General features: G+C 55.3%; 14 protein-coding genes. 9 read left to right on the top strand and 5 right to left on the bottom strand.

The genetic code is table 11. The annotated features are described in order from the left end of the window. Nucleotides 1–13 precede the first annotated feature (13 nt). From rpsF to dnaB, 5 genes are all read left to right on the top strand, one after another. A complete protein-coding gene (gene rpsF / locus VLV32_12375) occupies nucleotides 14–403 on the top strand; it encodes a 30S ribosomal protein S6 (GenBank protein ID HUL42679.1) in 390 nt (129 codons plus the stop codon). 2 nt (nucleotides 404–405) lie between these two features. Then, on the top strand, nucleotides 406–702 hold the full coding sequence (priB, locus tag VLV32_12370; GenBank protein HUL42678.1) for a primosomal replication protein N: 297 nt from the start codon (nucleotides 406–408) through the stop codon (nucleotides 700–702). A 12-nt stretch (nucleotides 703–714) separates the two neighbouring features. Beyond that, nucleotides 715–1,002, top strand: a complete 288-nt coding sequence (gene rpsR / locus VLV32_12365) for a 30S ribosomal protein S18 (protein ID HUL42677.1) — start codon at nucleotides 715–717, stop codon at nucleotides 1,000–1,002. Nucleotides 1,003–1,013: 11 nt separating this feature from the next. Next, nucleotides 1,014–1,463, top strand: coding sequence for a 50S ribosomal protein L9 (gene rplI / locus VLV32_12360; GenBank protein HUL42676.1), 450 nt, complete (start codon nucleotides 1,014–1,016; stop codon nucleotides 1,461–1,463). Nucleotides 1,464–1,617: 154 nt separating this feature from the next. Further along, nucleotides 1,618–3,000 (top strand): replicative DNA helicase, encoded by a 1,383-nt coding sequence (gene dnaB, locus VLV32_12355; GenBank protein ID HUL42675.1) that lies wholly within the window; start codon nucleotides 1,618–1,620, stop codon nucleotides 2,998–3,000. 83 nt (nucleotides 3,001–3,083) lie between these two features. Here dnaB and VLV32_12350 read toward each other — a convergent pair whose 3' ends face one another. From VLV32_12350 to mnmH, 4 genes are all read right to left on the bottom strand, one after another. After that, nucleotides 3,084–3,875 carry a hypothetical protein gene (locus VLV32_12350; GenBank protein ID HUL42674.1) on the bottom strand — a complete coding sequence of 264 codons (792 nt, stop codon included), beginning with the start codon at nucleotides 3,873–3,875 and terminating at the stop codon, nucleotides 3,084–3,086. Further along, nucleotides 3,875–5,299: a PhoH family protein gene (locus tag VLV32_12345; GenBank protein HUL42673.1), complete on the bottom strand. Its 1,425-nt coding sequence runs from the start codon at nucleotides 5,297–5,299 to the stop codon at nucleotides 3,875–3,877. The genes VLV32_12350 and VLV32_12345 overlap by 1 nt, the downstream gene beginning before the upstream one ends. Nucleotides 5,300–5,560: 261 nt before the next feature. Continuing rightward, the gene (locus tag VLV32_12340; protein ID HUL42672.1) at nucleotides 5,561–6,439 is read right to left on the bottom strand and encodes a 4-deoxy-4-formamido-L-arabinose-phosphoundecaprenol deformylase; all 879 of its coding nucleotides are present in this window, start codon (nucleotides 6,437–6,439) and stop codon (nucleotides 5,561–5,563) included. A gap of 1 nt (nucleotide 6,440) precedes the next feature. Continuing rightward, nucleotides 6,441–7,508 carry a tRNA 2-selenouridine(34) synthase MnmH gene (mnmH, locus tag VLV32_12335; protein ID HUL42671.1) on the bottom strand — a complete coding sequence of 356 codons (1,068 nt, stop codon included), beginning with the start codon at nucleotides 7,506–7,508 and terminating at the stop codon, nucleotides 6,441–6,443. 4 nt (nucleotides 7,509–7,512) lie between these two features. On the opposite strand from mnmH, the gene selD reads away from it, so the two are divergent. After that, complete coding sequence (gene selD, locus VLV32_12330) at nucleotides 7,513–8,574, top strand: selenide, water dikinase SelD (protein ID HUL42670.1); 1,062 nt, start codon at nucleotides 7,513–7,515, stop codon at nucleotides 8,572–8,574. A 241-nt stretch (nucleotides 8,575–8,815) separates the two neighbouring features. On the opposite strand, the gene VLV32_12325 is transcribed toward selD, so the two are convergent. After that, nucleotides 8,816–9,436 carry an arylesterase gene (locus VLV32_12325; protein HUL42669.1) on the bottom strand — a complete coding sequence of 207 codons (621 nt, stop codon included), beginning with the start codon at nucleotides 9,434–9,436 and terminating at the stop codon, nucleotides 8,816–8,818. On the opposite strand from VLV32_12325, the gene VLV32_12320 reads away from it, so the two are divergent. From VLV32_12320 to fdnG, 3 genes are all read left to right on the top strand, one after another. Then, nucleotides 9,420–10,103 (top strand): ABC transporter ATP-binding protein, encoded by a 684-nt coding sequence (locus VLV32_12320; protein HUL42668.1) that lies wholly within the window; start codon nucleotides 9,420–9,422, stop codon nucleotides 10,101–10,103. The two genes, VLV32_12325 and VLV32_12320, sit on opposite strands and share 17 nt — an antisense overlap. Continuing rightward, nucleotides 10,100–12,586, top strand: a complete 2,487-nt coding sequence (locus VLV32_12315; protein HUL42667.1) for an ABC transporter permease — start codon at nucleotides 10,100–10,102, stop codon at nucleotides 12,584–12,586. Before VLV32_12320 ends, VLV32_12315 begins: the two co-directional genes overlap by 4 nt. Before the next feature lie 295 nt (nucleotides 12,587–12,881). After that, complete coding sequence (gene fdnG / locus VLV32_12310; protein HUL42666.1) at nucleotides 12,882–15,965, top strand: formate dehydrogenase-N subunit alpha; 3,084 nt, start codon at nucleotides 12,882–12,884, stop codon at nucleotides 15,963–15,965.

The following is a 15,965-nucleotide window of genomic DNA, read 5'->3' as shown; positions in this document are numbered from 1 at the left end:
AAAAGGACGTTACATGCGGCATTACGAAATCGTTTTTATCGTTCATCCTGACCAAAGCGAACAGGTGCCTGGAATGATCGAGCGCTATCGGGGCTTGGTGTCCTCCAAGGGCGGCAAGGTGCATCGTCTGGAAGACTGGGGCCGCAGGCAGCTCGCTTATCCTATAGCTAAAGTTCACAAGGCGCATTACGTGCTGATGAACGTCGAGTGCGATCAGGGAACACTGGATGAATTGGAGCACGCGTTTAAATTTAACGATGCCGTGCTGCGGCACCTGACCGTGAAAACGGGTAGTGCCGTGAGCAGTCCTTCGCCGATGATGCGAGAGGAAAAAAGCCGGTCACTAATGCAAACGGCGGACGAGGTCAAAACCGAGGCCGTCCCCGAGGAACCGGAAAACTAAATGTGGATTGCAATAGCGTCGAGCTATGCGGCAAGATTGTGGATGTTACACCGCTGCGTTATACGCCGGCAGGAATCGCGGTTCTGAATTTCCGGTTGATCCATGCCTCGTGGCAAATGCACGGTGGGAGAAAGCGCAACGTCGAATACGAAATTGACGCATTGGCGCTGGATGAAGTTGCAAAAACCGCAGCGAAATTGAAACTGGGTGCGCCGGTAAGATTGTCGGGTTTCTTGGCGCCCAGAAGCAAAAACAACGAGCAACTGGTGTTGCATGTGAACAACGTGGAACTGGAATAGTAAAGGACAGATATGCCGAGGCCTAGTTTTAAACGCAAAGACAAAAAAGACCGCAAGGACCGGAAAGAGGGAAGCAGCCGCCCCTTATTCAGACGCAAGAAATTTTGCCGCTTCACCGTCGAAGGTATAAAGGAAGTGGACTACAAAGACGTCGATCTTTTAAAGGATTTCATCAACGACAGCGGCAAGGTCATCCCCGCGCGAATAACGGGCACCAAGTCGCATTATCAGAGGCAATTGAGCACTGCGGTCAAACGTGCTCGGTTCCTGGCGTTGTTGCCGTATACCGATCTGCATTAAGGAATTGAGGCATGCAAGTCATACTCTTGGAAAAGCTGGTCAATCTTGGAAAACTGGGCGACGTAGTCAAGGTGAAGGAAGGCTTTGCGCGCAATTATCTTATTCCGCAGGGCAAGGCGAAGCGCGCAACACCGGCAAATATCGCTGAATTCGAGTTGAGGCGGTCGGAACTTGAAAAAACCGAGAGCGAGGTTCTTGCTTCAGCCCAAGAGCAAAGCGCCAAAATGCAGGGTCTAATGCTGCAAATTACTCAGAAGGCAGGTGTCGACGGCAAACTGTTTGGCTCGGTGACCAATGTGGACATTGCCGAGGCTTTGCACGCTCAAGGGTTTCCCATCCAGAAAGCCGCGATCCGCATGCCGCACGGCCCGTTGAAGCAGGTTGGGGATTACAATATAACGGTGGTGTTGCATACTGACGTGAAAGCGACTATCACGGTGTCAGTGCTCGGAGAGGCATGACTGTCAGCAAAGTCTTTTGGCGACGCATCTACGAACGTAAGATATAAGTTGCGGCAGTACCGTGTATTTGATCACCGACGAGCTAAAAATCTTGAAACAAAGTTATTTATAATACAAAGATATATACGCTTTGCTTAACGACGTACATTAAGTCATGATCCAGGCGGTTTCTGAAGTCGTGCATGATGAGCAGGTCGATGTAATTAAGCTACCGCCGCATTCAATCGAAGCGGAACAATCGGTGCTAGGCGGCTTACTGTTGGACAACGCCGCGTGGGACAAAGTCGGTGATTTGATAGTCGAAGCAGATTTTTATCGGCATGACCACCGCCTGATTTATCGACATATCTCCAAGCTTATCGAACGCAACAAGCCGGCGGACGTAATAACCGTCGCCGAATCCCTGGAAAACAGCGCTGAACTTGAGAATGCGGGAGGCCTGGCTTACCTCGGTGCGCTGGTCCAGAACACGCCTTCCGCAGCGAACATCCGTCGTTATGCGGAGATCGTGCGCGACCGCTCGGTGCTGCGCAAACTTGCCGCAGTAGCGACGGAGATCGCGGACAGCGCTTACAATCCGATGGGGCGGGAGGCCGTCGACTTGCTGAACGAGGCGGAAGCCAAGGTATTTCATATCGCCGAAGCGGGAGCGCGTGGGCAGATTGGATTTGCTGAAATCCAGCCGCTGCTCACCCAGGTGGTGGAGCGCATAGACATGCTGTACCACCGCGACAACCCGAGCGAGATCACGGGTGTGCCGACCGGGTTCACTGATCTCGATCAGAAGACGTCTGGCCTGCAGCCTGGAGATCTGGTTATCGTCGCGGGACGGCCGAGCATGGGCAAAACCGCGCTTGCGCTCAATATCGCTGAGCATGTCGGGATTGAATTGCGCCTTCCGGTTGCGGTGTTCAGCATGGAAATGTCGGGCACCCAGCTAGTGATGCGCATGATGGGCTCGGTGGGGCGCCTGGATCAGCACAAAGTGCGGACCGGTAAACTTCAAGACGAGGATTGGCAGAAACTCACGCATGCAGTGGGTAAACTCAACGATGCCGCGATTTATATAGACGAAAGCGGGGCCCTCACGGCGCCTCAACTGCAGGCACGAGCGCGCCGCCTGCACCGTCAGTGCGGCGGCTTGGGATTGCTGGTGATTGATTACCTGCAGCTGATGTCAGCGGCGAGCGAAGGCGAGAATCGTGCTACGGAGATCTCACAGATTTCCCGCTCGCTGAAAGCGCTGGCGAAAGAACTGAATGTACCCGTAGTTGCGCTTTCTCAACTTAACCGCAGTCTTGAGCAGCGTACCAATCGGCGCCCGATTATGTCCGATTTGCGCGAGTCGGGAGCCATCGAGCAGGACGCGGACTTGATTTTGTTTATATACCGCGACGAAGTTTACAACCCAGAAACCAAGGATAAGGGAATGGCGGAAATTATCATCGGAAAACAACGCCACGGTCCGATAGGCACGGTACCCTTAACTTTTCTTCCCGAATTCACTCGTTTCGAAAGTTACAGCCCCGGCTATTGAGGAGCGTCGGTCGAGCGTTCTGTGCAACGCCTACGCGCTCACCTGCAGGCCGCCAAACACACTTTGACCGGAATCTGCTGACACTACTTCGCCGGAGCGGCTTCGCCCGTGGACTCGTTTTTTGCCTCGGGCGATTTGGCTTTGCCTGACGTTTTGCGTGCCTTCATTGCGCCTCCTTCACCCGGAATCTTTACCGCCGGAACGTCGCGCAAATCCGGAATGATAATGACGGTCCCAGTGGGCGGCTCATCCGGCTTGCCATCGGGAAACACCTGCGGATTATATTGCACGATCGCCCACACCATTTTTTTCTGGTAGAACGGGTCCTTGGGGTAAATCTTCTGCGCAAGGCCGGGTAGCGTATCGCCGGCGCGCATGCTCCAGTAAACGCCTCCGCCTTTGGGCTGGCTGCCGGTGACCGGCGCTGCTTCAGTCATCGCAGTTTCAGACTGCGCCGGGATCGTCACCACGTTGCCGATGCGTGTTCCCAGCTGTACCGTAAAGTCGCGCGCGATCTGCAATTGGCCCGGACACTGAACTTTTACGAGCAGGTTAAAGCTGCTGTCGGTAACCGGTTGCGAGGTTGTGATACTTATGAACTGCTTGCCGTCACGCGTGTCCAGAGAGATGTTGGCGTCGGTAAGATACGGCAGCTTGTTCTCGGCTTCGGTATCAGGCTTGCCGAGCGATAGGCATTCCGAAGTGATGGCCTCGCCGGCTCCGGCCTGAAATTCAATATTGGCTTTAAGCGGCTCATCGCGCAATGAATCTACCGTCAAATTGCCGATAGTGACTACCGCAAAGGCGTTGATCGCCGCAAGCAAAATAGCCACGCCGCACAGCGCGGTTTGCAAAATTATCGAAGATTTTCTCATCACAGTATCCCCGCTGCGTAATCGGCCAATCGCGATCGCTCCCCGCGCTGCAGGGTGACATGCCCGCTGTGCGACCAGCCTTTGAACCGGTCTACAACATAGGTTAATCCGGAACTGCCCTCGGTGAGATACGGTGTATCGATTTGCGAGATATTGCCGATGCAAATCACCTTGGTGCCCGGTCCAGCGCGCGTGATCAACGTTCTCATTTGTTTCGGCGTTAAATTCTGCGCTTCGTCGATGATCAGAAACTTGCTGATGAAAGTGCGGCCGCGCATAAAATTGAGTGATTTTACCTTGATGCGCGAACGAATCAAGTCGCGCGTCGCCGCGCGGCCCCACTCTCCAGCCTCGTCATCGGTATTGTTGAGCACGTCCAGGTTATCTTCCAAAGCTCCCATCCAGGGCGTCATTTTCTCTTCCTCGGTCCCCGGGAGGAAGCCGATGTCCTCGCCCACCGGCACCGTGACCCGAGTCATAATGATCTCAGTATAGACCTTATTCTCCAGGGTTTGCATCAAAGCGGAAGCAAGGGTCAGCAAGGTCTTTCCGGTGCCGGCTTGACCGAGCAAGGTGATGAAGTCGATTTCTGGGTTCATCAGCAGGTTCAAAGCGAAGTTTTGCTCGCGATTGCGCGCGGTGATCCCCCACACGCTGTTCTTCTGGTGCGTGTAATCCCTGAGCGTCTCCAATACCGCGCTCTCTCGAGTCTGCTCCTTGACTCGGGCATTAAACGGTTTGCCGATATCCTGATACACAAATTCGTTCACTAGGAGGCTGGGACAGAGCGGCCCGCTGACTCGGTAGTAGGTATGACCGGCGTGTTGCCAGGATTCCATTTCCTTGCCGTGTTTATCCCAAAAATCTTCCGGCAATTGCTGGAATCCGGTGTATAGCAAATCGGTGTCTTCAAGCACCTTGTCGTTGTAATAATCTTCGGCCGCAAAGCCCAGCGCGCGCGCCTTAATTCGCATATTGATGTCTTTGCTGACTAAAATGACGTCGCGCGCAGGAAAAGTTTCCCGTAAATGCTTCACTACGCCAATCACCTGGTTGTCGCCGTTTCCACCGGGAAAATGCGCGGGAAGATCGCTGCTGATGGCCTTGGTCTGCAGGAACAAATGCCCGGTCGCATCTTTTCCGCCGTGCGTTTGGAGAGAAATCCCTTGTTCCACGTTGGTAAAGGCGTCACTGACGATTTCGTCGAGATAACGACTTGCCTGGCGCGCATTGCGCGCTACTTCGGACATGCCTTTCTTGTTGTGATCGAGTTCTTCCAGGGTGCACATGGGCAGGTAAACATCGTGCTCCTGGAAGCGAAACAGACTGGTCGGATCGTGCATCAGCACGGTCGTATCGAGGACAAACAGCTTGGTTTTGGCATGCAGGCTGGTAACGACAGTAGCTGATTTTCTCTGTGTCATTATGGTATTTTCCATTAAACGATATTTTCAATTCTCAATCGTGGTACGAAAGGCTGCATGCGTCAGCCTTGATGGTACGCCCAGCCGCAGAACCGTTTTGATGAAAATGAGTGATGAGAATTTTGCCGGCGGAAGAGGAGAGGTGAATCGCCTTGTTCCCGGTTGAGGCGAGATCAAAATCGGGGAAGACAACGTCAATCATTATCCTTTGGCGCAGTGTATAACAGCCGTATTTGCTTGGCAATCATGGTACAAACGCATTTAACCGGCAAGGAATTCCTTGGCTTGCAGCATGATCATGCTAGGGGTGCCGGGCCAATGGCCCAGTTCCACTTCGTGTCGCGGCAGCCTCCCGATCTCCAGCGAGGCATAAATCTCGCCAGCCGACACCAATTCATATCCCTGGGCGCGCCAGCCGTGCAGCAGCCGCTCGAAAACCGGCGCAAGTCGCATGCCCTCAAGTTCGGCACGCAATGTGTAGAGGTGACCGGTTGGAGGCGAATCAGTGCTGAGATTCAAAATATGCTCGGCACACGCATCCAACCCTGCGCTTTTGATCGCCTCATTGACAGTAGGAAGCGTGGTCGGAAGCTGCGGGCAGGCAATGATTTCTCCATGGTAAATGGGAATGAACGGGCCGCGGCCGCGGGTGTCGCTGCAATAGTGAAAACCCATGCGCTGGGTCAGCCGGTAAGAGTGTAGGTTCATCTGCCAGCCCGCAGCAGCCCGCGTTTTAGGAGGTTCCCCGAATATTTCGGCAAAGCGCTCGTAGCCAAGCCGCATTTGCTTTTCGCACCACGCTGCGTCACTTTGCGCCGCATGATTGCACCATGCAGCCGCGTCATACGCCTGCAGGCCGATCTCATTACCCGCGGCCCGCGCTTTGCTCATGATATCGCTGCATTGTTTGCCAATGTCGGGCCCCGGAAGCACAGTGCCGTAAAGCATCGATGGCATGCCATAATACTTGAGAAGATTGGCACGCCAAAGCTGCTTTACAGCGCGTCCGGTGTGATCGGGCCCGACGCAGAAGAAAAAACTGGCGGAGGCATTATGCTTTTGCAAAAGCTCGATAAGACGCGGCACGCCTTGACGGGTACCGCGCAAAGTCTGCACGTCTATTTTAAGTGCCAGTTTCATTTTAGTCTTTTCCGCTCTCTGAAATGATGTTCTGCGCCAGCTGCCGCATTTCGGCATCGCCGGTTGCCTTAACGTTTAGAATCGGCGCATTCTGAAAGTCCGCATAATGTTTCAGGGTGGACTTGCTGTAAGCCGGATCATAATGGCGCTCCAGCAATTCCATTACCAGAGTGTCCCAATGCCCGTCCGCCACGTAGCTTTTCCAGCAATTGATCAGATCATGTCCATAGCGTGAATTCAGCAGTTCAAGCTTTTGAAACAACATTTCGGGATTGTGTAAGAAATGCTGGTATTCATCTTTGAGTAACGTCGCCCGCAAACTGGAGTTTGCTTCGATGCGGATGCAACGTCCGCGCCACATTGCGTCGAGCAACGCGTCCGGGAGGTGCAGGTTGCCGATTTTCTTGCTCTCCGATTCAACATATACCAGTTTTGCGGGATCGAATCCTTGCAGCTTCGCCCAGATCAGGCTTTCAAACATTTTTTGCGCGGGCTGCGGTTCACCGGGCAGGTCTCCCAGCACTGAGCCGCGGTGCGCCGCCAAGCGCTCCAAGTCCAGCACCTGCGCTCCGAGCAGGTCAAGCATCTGTATCAGGCGGCTTTTGCCGGAGCCGGTTGGACCGCAGATGACGCGGAACCGAAATCGTTTGGGCAGCTTCAGCAGCCCTTCGATCACTGCCGCGCGATACGATTTATAGCCGCCTTTAAGTCTTCCTGCGCGCCAACCGACTTGTTCCAGAACATGCACTAACGCGGCGCTTCGGTTGCCGCCGCGCCAGCAATAGACCAGGGGCCGCCAGTCCTTTTGCCGTGTGATAAAAACCTGTTCGATATGATGTGCAATATTACGCGCAATCAATGCGGCGCCGGTTTTTTTCGCTTCGAAGCTGGACGCCTGCTTGTATATGGTTCCAATCTGCTTTCTTTCAGCGTCATCGAGCACCGGGCAGTTGACGGCGCCAGGAATGTGGTCTTCCGCGAATTCAGCCGGCGAACGCACGTCGATCAACTCGTCAAATTCGCACAACTGTGTTACGTTAACTAAACCTCGAGCTGAAAAAGAAAGCATGTGAATGAATCAATTGGCTGAAATTGGCGATATCAAGTTGACCGCATTTTCGCACGGCGGCGGCTGCGGATGCAAAATCGCGCCGGCGGCGCTGCGCGAAATCTTGTCAAAATCCGCACTCGGCAAGTCCTGGCCGAATTTGCTGGTTGGCGCCGAAACGAGCGATGACGCGGCGGTCTACAAACTGAATGAAATGCAGGCGCTGATAGCGACCACAGATTTTTTCACGCCGATCGTGGATGATCCCTATGATTTCGGTCGCATCGCAGCCACCAACGCGTTATCCGACATTTACGCGATGGGTGGACGTCCGGTTTTGGCGCTCGCCATTGTTGGCATGCCAATCGGCAAGCTTCCGGTTCCGGTAATACAGCGCATTCTTTCCGGCGGCGAAGATATCTGCTCGCAAGCAGGAATTCCCATAGCGGGCGGACATTCGATTGATTCACCGGAGCCTATTTATGGTCTTGTGGGCCTGGGACTTGCCCACCCCGACAAAATAAGGCGCAACGACACCGCGCGCGCGGGCGATGCCGTAATTTTAGGCAAGGCGCTGGGAGTCGGCATCATGAGTGCGGCGCTGAAAAAAGGCAAACTGTCGGATCAGGGCTACCGACAAATGGTGGAGAGCACTACGCAGCTAAATTGCGCCGGAGTGGGACTCGCAGACATCACCGGCGTACACGCCATCACCGATGTTACAGGATACGGTCTGTTGGGACATCTGCTGGAAGTCTGCACTGGGTCCGGGCTTGGCGCGGAAATTAGCTTTGCTGCGCTGCCAATTTTTTCCGAGGCGTTGGGATTGGCAAAGCAGGGGTTCGGCCCCGGCGCAATCGAGCGCAATTGGGCGAGCTACTGCGGGCAGGTGGTTTTGCCTCAAGCTGTTCCCGAGTGGCAAAAAAAACTGTTGTGCGATCCGCAGACCAGCGGCGGCTTGCTGGTGGCCTGCGACGAGAGTGACGTGCAGGAAGCGCTGAGCGTCTTCCGCGACCAGGGATTCGATTACGCAGCCAGGATAGGCAGAATGAAAGCAGGAGCGGCGGAGATCAGGTTGGTTGAGTGAGTTATGCTATTTCTTGGTTTTTTGTGCGAATTCCGAGGCTCTGCGACTGGGTCTGCGGCGTTTCTCAATGCCGATGTGCCGCCGCGATCTGTATGAGGACGCACGTCTTTCATCCAGTCTTCTTTCGACCGGAATAAACTCCACCTCGTAAGTCGGTAGTTTTGATTTTTCGTGTCCCATGGTTTCATTTCGTCAATGCATCTTGCTGTTAGAGCAATATAACATATTTCGCGCGCTGATTTCATTGCAGTAAAGGTCTCAAATGTTTCCAGATATTATCGAGAATGACGGACTGTGCCGCGGCGGTCGGGTGTATACCATCAGCCTGGAACATGGAAAGGTCATCGCCAAAACCTTCGAGCATGAATGGCGTCAAAGCAAGTTGGTAGCGCTTCGCAAGTTGTGGATAAATTGCGTGAAACTGCTGCGTATAGGCTGGCCCGTAGTTCGGGGGCAGGCGCACGCCGATGAGCAGTACCTTGGCCCCGCGCAACTGGCAGGATTTGATAATGCCCTCCAGATTATCGCGCGTGGCTTCGATGGGTTGCCCGCGCAAACCGTCGTTGCCGCCCAATTCGACGATGACGATTGACGGATGGTGCGCTGCAAGGCTTTGCGATATGCGGCTCAGACCGCCGCGTGTTGTCTCTCCGCTGATGCTGGCATTGACTACGTCGTAATTCAGCAGCTCTTGGCGCAAGCGTTTTTTGAGAAGTGCCACCCAGCCGGCGTCTTGCGGCAAGCCATAACCCGAGGACAAACTGTCACCAAACACCATGATGGTCGGGGTGGCGCTGGCGGCCACCGGCAAGCATAGACACAGAGAAGCAAGGACAGATTTGAGGATGAGTGAAAATCGCATATCGCCCATTGTGCAGGCGCTGCAACTTGGCAAGCAAGTGCATAACGGCGCAATCAATCTGACCATTCTGAAAGATGTGAGTTTCGCGGTTCTGCCGCGCGAAGCGGTGGCGATTCTTGGCGCCTCGGGCTCGGGCAAGTCCACGCTGCTGGGGTTGCTTGCGGGGCTCGACACGCCGACTTCAGGCACTGTCAGATTGAACGGAATAGACATTTTCTCGCTTGATGAAGACGGCCGCGCCGCGCTGCGCGCCGGGATGGTGGGTTTTGTGTTTCAGTCGTTTCAGCTTCTACCAGCGTTCACCGCGCTGGAAAATGCGATGCTGCCGCTGGAATTGGCAGGCAATCCGGATGCGCGCGTGCATGCCGAGCAAATTCTTGAGCGCGTCGGCCTTAAACAACGGCTGTATCATTATCCGAAGCAACTTTCGGGTGGCGAACAGCAGCGTGTAGCAATCGCCCGCGCCTTTGCCAGTAAGCCGAGGCTGCTTTTGGCGGACGAACCAACCGGCAATCTCGACAGCGCAACCGGGGCGCAAATAATAGAGCTGTTATTTACGCTCAACCAGGAACAGGGTACGACTTTGTTGATGGTGACTCATGACGAAGAGTTGTCCAAGCGCTGTGGACGGTTGCTGCACCTGACTGCCGGAGTGGTTAGAGAATGAAAACTTTCGCACTTTCCCTGCGCATGCTGAACCGCGATTGGCGCTCAGGTGAATTGCGGGTGCTAGTAGTGGCCTTGGTGATCGCAGTCGCTAGCGTGACAACGGTCAGCTTCTTTGCTGATCGTGTGCAGCGCTCGTTAAGCGATCAGGCCAATCAATTGCTCGGCGCGGACCTGGTTCTCACTTCGGATCGTCCGATTCAGAGGAATTTCGAAGAGCGCGCAATACAGCTGGGTTTGCGTGTTACCCGAGCGCTGAGATTTCCCAGCATGGTACTGCACGCCGGTACCGGCCAGCTCACCGAAATCAAGGCGGTCGCTGCGGGTTATCCGTTGCGCGGTGAACTGCGGGCAACAGCACAAGGCGGTCCCTCCGAAATTGGCACGCGTCCGGAACGCGGGTCCGTTTGGGTGGACCCGCGCCTCGCGACCAGGCTGGGATTTGAAGTAGGTGATCGAATTGCACTCGGCAATACGAGCTTTAGAATAGCCGCGGTAATTGTCGAGGAACCTGATTTTTCAATTGGTCTTTTCAACATTGCTCCGCGCCTGCTGATGAATCTCAGTGATGTGCCTGCAACCGGTTTGATCCAGACCGGCAGCCGCATCACGTACCAGCTGCTGTTTGCAGGCGATCCGGAAGCGGTAGCGGACTTCCGTGCCTGGGCGCAATCCCATCTTGCTTTGGGCGAGCGTCTTGAGGGCGTGCAGGACGCGCGTCCGGAAATCAGGGCGGTGCTGGAACGTTCGAAGAAGTACTTGGGACTCGCGGCGCTTATGAGCGTGGTGCTCGCGGCGGTGGCAGTTGCGCTGGCGGCGCAGCGCTTTGTGAATCGACATTTGGACGGCTGCGCAATGATGCGCTGCCTGGGAGCGCGCCAAGCTGTTATGTTGCGGCTGTATCTTTACCATTTCCTGCTGCTGGGCGCGACGGCGAGTCTGGGCGGATGCATATTGGGCTTGTTGGGACAAGAATTTCTAGTGCGCTGGCTGAGTGGTTTGGCTACGCGGCAGCTGCCTTTACCAAATATGTGGCCTGCAGCTTACGGCTTTGCCTGCGGAATCCTGCTGCTTTTGGGTTTCGCTGTTCCGCCGCTGGTGCGCTTAACCGAGGTACCGACACTACGGGTGTTGCGGCGCGAATTGGGAGCCCCTAAAGCCGCTGGCGCTACAGGATATATTTTGGGCTTTTTAATTATCGCGGCGATGCTGCTGTGGCAAGCCAACGACTTGAAGCTTGGCATGTACGTGTTGAGTGGGCTGATCGGCGGCGTCACGCTGTTTACGTGTATTGCGCTTGCGCTCATGAAGTTGCTGCAACGGTTGCGTAGCGGCGTAGGGGTGGCTTGGCGATTTGGGCTCGCGAGTCTGCATCGCCGCGCGTCAGGCGGGGTATTGCAGGTGGTCAGCTTGAGCGCGGGAATAATGGCTTTGCTTTTACTTACATTGGTACGCGGCGATTTGCTGCAAAGCTGGAGAAGCAGCCTACCACCCGGTGCGCCCAACCGCTTCCTGGTGAATATCCAAAAGGACCAGTTGCAGGCGCTGCAAGGATTCTTTGCCGCGCACGGCATGGGGCAGCTGCCCATATTTCCGATGGTGCGGGGAAGGTTGACTGCGATCAACGGCAAGCGCGTATCGCCGGCGGACTATTCCGAACCGCGGGCGAAACGCTTGGTCGAGCGTGAATTCAATTTGTCCTGGGCACGGGAATTGCAGAACGACAACCAAATTGTCGCCGGCCGCTGGTGGCGCGAGCAGGATTCGGGCAAAGCGGAGTTTTCGGTAGAAAAAGGCCTCGCCGAAACTCTGGGCATCCGGCTTGGCGACAGGCTTACCTACGATATAGCCGGCAACGTGTTGAGCGGGCGGGTCGCCAGCTTGCGCAAGGTGGACTGGGACAGTTTCCGGGTGAACTTCTTTGTCATCGCGCCGCCGGGCGTTCTGGAAAATTATCCGGTGAGTTATATTTCCAGTTTTTACTTGCCGGGAGACCGGTATCAGGTGATCAACGATCTTGTCAAAGCGTTTCCAAATTTCCTGGTGATCGATGTGGCTGAAATTATGTCGCAGGTGCAAAAAATCATGGACAAGGTGGTCCTTGCAGTCGAATTTGTATTCATGTTCAGTCTGGTCGCCGGGTTGACTGTGCTTTACGCAGGTGTAGTCGCGGCGCAGGACGAGCGCATGCTGGAAGCGGCAGTGTTGCGCACGCTCGGCGGCAGCACCGCCCAAATAATGCGCGCGCAACTTTCTGAGTTTGCCGCAATCGGAGCTTTGGCGGGACTTCTTGCCGCCGCCGGCGCTAGCGCCCTGGGTTATGTTCTGGCATCCAGAGTACTAAATGTCGCGTATGTCTTCAATCCCTGGCTGTGGATAATGGGTTTAGCAGGCGGCGCAGCGGGCGTGACCATTGCATGCTTGCCGCAGCTGCGAGGCATCCTCATACATCCTCCACTTCAGACCCTGCGTAATCTGGGCTAGGCTAATCAAGCCCCGCATGGACTGGCTGAATTTGGCGGTCCTGCAAACCCAGTAATACTGACTTTTCCCATGGTGATAAAACCAGCGTCGAGACGGGCATGAGGCATGCTCGTCGCCAATGGGCATTCTCTGAAAAGCAATAAAAAAGTTTTTTCGCCTGTGCAATAAGGCTGACCTAAGTTACATATATGTAATTTACTTCTTATTTACTTAGACCTTTATATTAAACATACTGGCTAGAGAGAACCTATGCATTCTTATTCATATATATAAACGATCGGGTGGAGGAAAAATTATGGATATGACGAGGAGACAATTCTTCAAGGTTTGTGCCGCTGGGCTCGGAAGTTCAAGCCTTGCGATGTTGGGGTTCTCGCCGCAACCCGTGCTGGCGGAGACGCGCAACTTCAAGCTTGAGCGCACCACTGAAACCCGCAATACCTGTCCTTACTGCTCAGTAAGTTGCGGCATCATTATGTACAGTCTGGGCGACAAGGCGAAAAACGCCAAGTCCGATATTATCCACATCGAAGGCGACCCGGATCACCCGGTCAACCGTGGCACGCTGTGCCCCAAAGGTGCAGGCCTGCTGGACTTTGTCCACAGCGAAAGCCGTCTGAAGTATCCCGAGTACCGCGCACCAGGCTCCAATGAATGGAAGCGCATTTCCTGGGACGACGCGCTAAGCCGTATTGCCAAGCTGATGAAGGAAGATCGCGACAAGAATTTCATCGCCAAGAACGCCGACGGCCAGATGGTGAACCGCTGGCTGTCTACCGGTATGCTTGCGGCCTCCGCCTCCAGCAACGAATCAGGCTACATCACGCACAAGGTGATGCGCAGCCTGGGGATGCTCGTATTCGATAATCAGGCACGTGTCTGACACGGCCCGACGGTGGCCAGTTTGGCCCCGACGTTTGGCCGCGGAGCGATGACCAACCACTGGGTTGACATCAAGAACGCAGATGTAGTGTTAATCATGGGCGGCAATGCTGCTGAGGCCCACCCCTGCGGCTTCAAATGGGTGATAGAAGCGAAAGCCCATAATAAAGCGAAGCTGGTGGTAGTTGATCCGCGCTTCACTCGTTCGGCGGCGATGGCCGATTTTTACGCGCCGATTCGCCCCGGCACTGACATCGCTTTCCTCGGAGGCGCCATCAATTATTTAATCACTCACGACAAGATCCAGCACGAGTATGTCAAGAGCTACACGAACGCGACGTTCCTCGTGAACGACAAGTTCAGCTTCGAAGACGGTCTGTATTCAGGTTATGACGCTGCGAAGCGGCGCTACGACCCGGCATCCTGGGGATACGAACTGGACAAAGCCGGCTACGCTGTGGTTGATGAAACGATGGAAAACCAGCGCTGCGTTTTCCAGATAATGAAAAAGCACTATGCCCGGTATACCCCGGAAATGGTGTCGAAGATCTGCGGCACGCCCCAGGACGCGTTTCTCAAAGTGTGCGAGATGATATCTACGTCCGCTGCGCCGAACAAGGCGATGACGATCATGTATGCGCTGGGCTGGACGCAGCACTCCACCGGCACGGAAATGATCCGCACCGCAGCGATGATGCAACTCTTGCTCGGCAACATCGGTATTGCTGGCGGCGGCATGAACGCGCTGCGTGGGCACTCCAACATCCAGGGCCTGACGGATCTGGGCTTGCTGTCGAATCTGCTGCCGGGCTATTTAACCTTGCCGGGCGATAGCGAGCAGGATTACAACGCATATATTGCCAAGCGCGCCCTGAAACCGCTGCGTCCGAACCAGATGAGTTACTGGCAGAACTACCCCAAGTTCCACGTCAGTCTCATGAAGGCCTGGTACGGAAAAGCCGCAACCAAGGAAAACAACTGGGCGTTCGAGTTCCTGCCCAAGTTGGACAAGGGTTACGACGTTTTGCAGGCCTTCGAGTTGATGAGCCAAGGCAAGATTAACGGCTACATCTGCCAGGGATTCAATCCATTGGCCGCGTTCCCGAATAAAGCCAAAATCGGCGGCGGGCTGGCGAAGCTCAAGTTCCTGGTAGTCATCGATCCACTTGCAACCGAAACTTCCGAGTTCTGGAGGAATTTCGGGCCGTACAACGAAGTGGACACGGCCAAGATTCAAACCGAGGTGTTTCGCCTGCCGTCCACCTGCTTCGCCGAAGAAGATGGCTCGCTTACCAATTCCGGTCGTTGGTTGCAGTGGCACTGGAAAGGTGCCGACGCGCCCGGCGACGCCAATGGCGATGCGGAAATCATCGCCGGACTCTATATCCGTATCCGCGCTTTGTACGCGAAGGAGGGCGGGACCTTCCCCGAACCGGTGCTGAATCTCACCTGGCCGTACAAGATCGCCGCTGCCCCATCAGCGGAAGAGCTGGCGATGGAGTATAACGGCAAAGCACTCGCCGACGTACTGGCGCCGCCCGACCCGAAAGATCCGAAGGCGCCGCCTAAGGTGCTGGTGAAAGCGGGCGAACAGGTGCCGAGCTTTGCATTTCTGCGTGATGACGGTTCGACTTCCTGCGGTTGCTGGATTTATTCCGGAGCCTGGACCCAGGCTGGCAATCAGATGGCGCGACGCGATAACAGCGATCCCTACGGTATTGGCCAGACACTCAACTGGGCGTGGGCGTGGCCGGTAAATCGGCGCGTCCTGTATAACCGCGCGTCGTCGGATCCTTCCGGCAAGCCTTGGAACCCGGCGAAGAAGCTGGTGTTCTGGACCGGCGACAAATGGGGAGGCTCGGATGTTCCCGACATGCGGCCCGATGCGGCGCCGGATGAGAATGTCGGCCCGTTCATCATGACCGCCGAAGGCGTGGCGAAACTCTACGTGCCTTCCGGCATGGCGGATGGCCCGCTGCCTGAACATTATGAACCTTTCGAATCCCCGGTCGAAACGAACCTGCTGCACCCGAATAATCCTAAAGCGTTTGCGAACCCGGCCGCCCGGGTGTTCAAGGGTGACATGGAAGCGTTCGGCAAGCCGAAGGAGTTCCCGTACGCGGCAACGTCTTACCGCCTCACGGAGCATTTCCATTACTGGAGCAAGCACGTGGAGATCTCAGCGATCTTGCAACCGCAGCAGTTCGTGGAAATTGGCGAGGAACTTGCTGCCGAGAAAGGCATCAAGCACGGCGACAAGGTGAGGGTGCGGTCGAACCGCGGACAAATTGAGACCGTCGCGGTGGTGACCAAGCGCATCAAGGCGCTGGATTGCGGTGGCAAAAAGGTGCACACGGTTGGCATTCCCATTCACTGGGGTTTCAAGGGCGTGGCGAAGGCCGGTTACCTCGCCAACACCCTGACACCCTACGTGGGCGATGCGAATACGCAGACGCCGGAGTTCAAGGCGTTTATCGTGAACATCGAGAAAGCATAG

Source organism: Burkholderiales bacterium (genome assembly GCA_035518095.1).
Classification (GTDB): Bacteria; Pseudomonadota; Gammaproteobacteria; order Burkholderiales; family JAHFRG01; genus JAHFRG01.
This window is presented reverse-complemented; position numbering and strand designations above follow the sequence as displayed.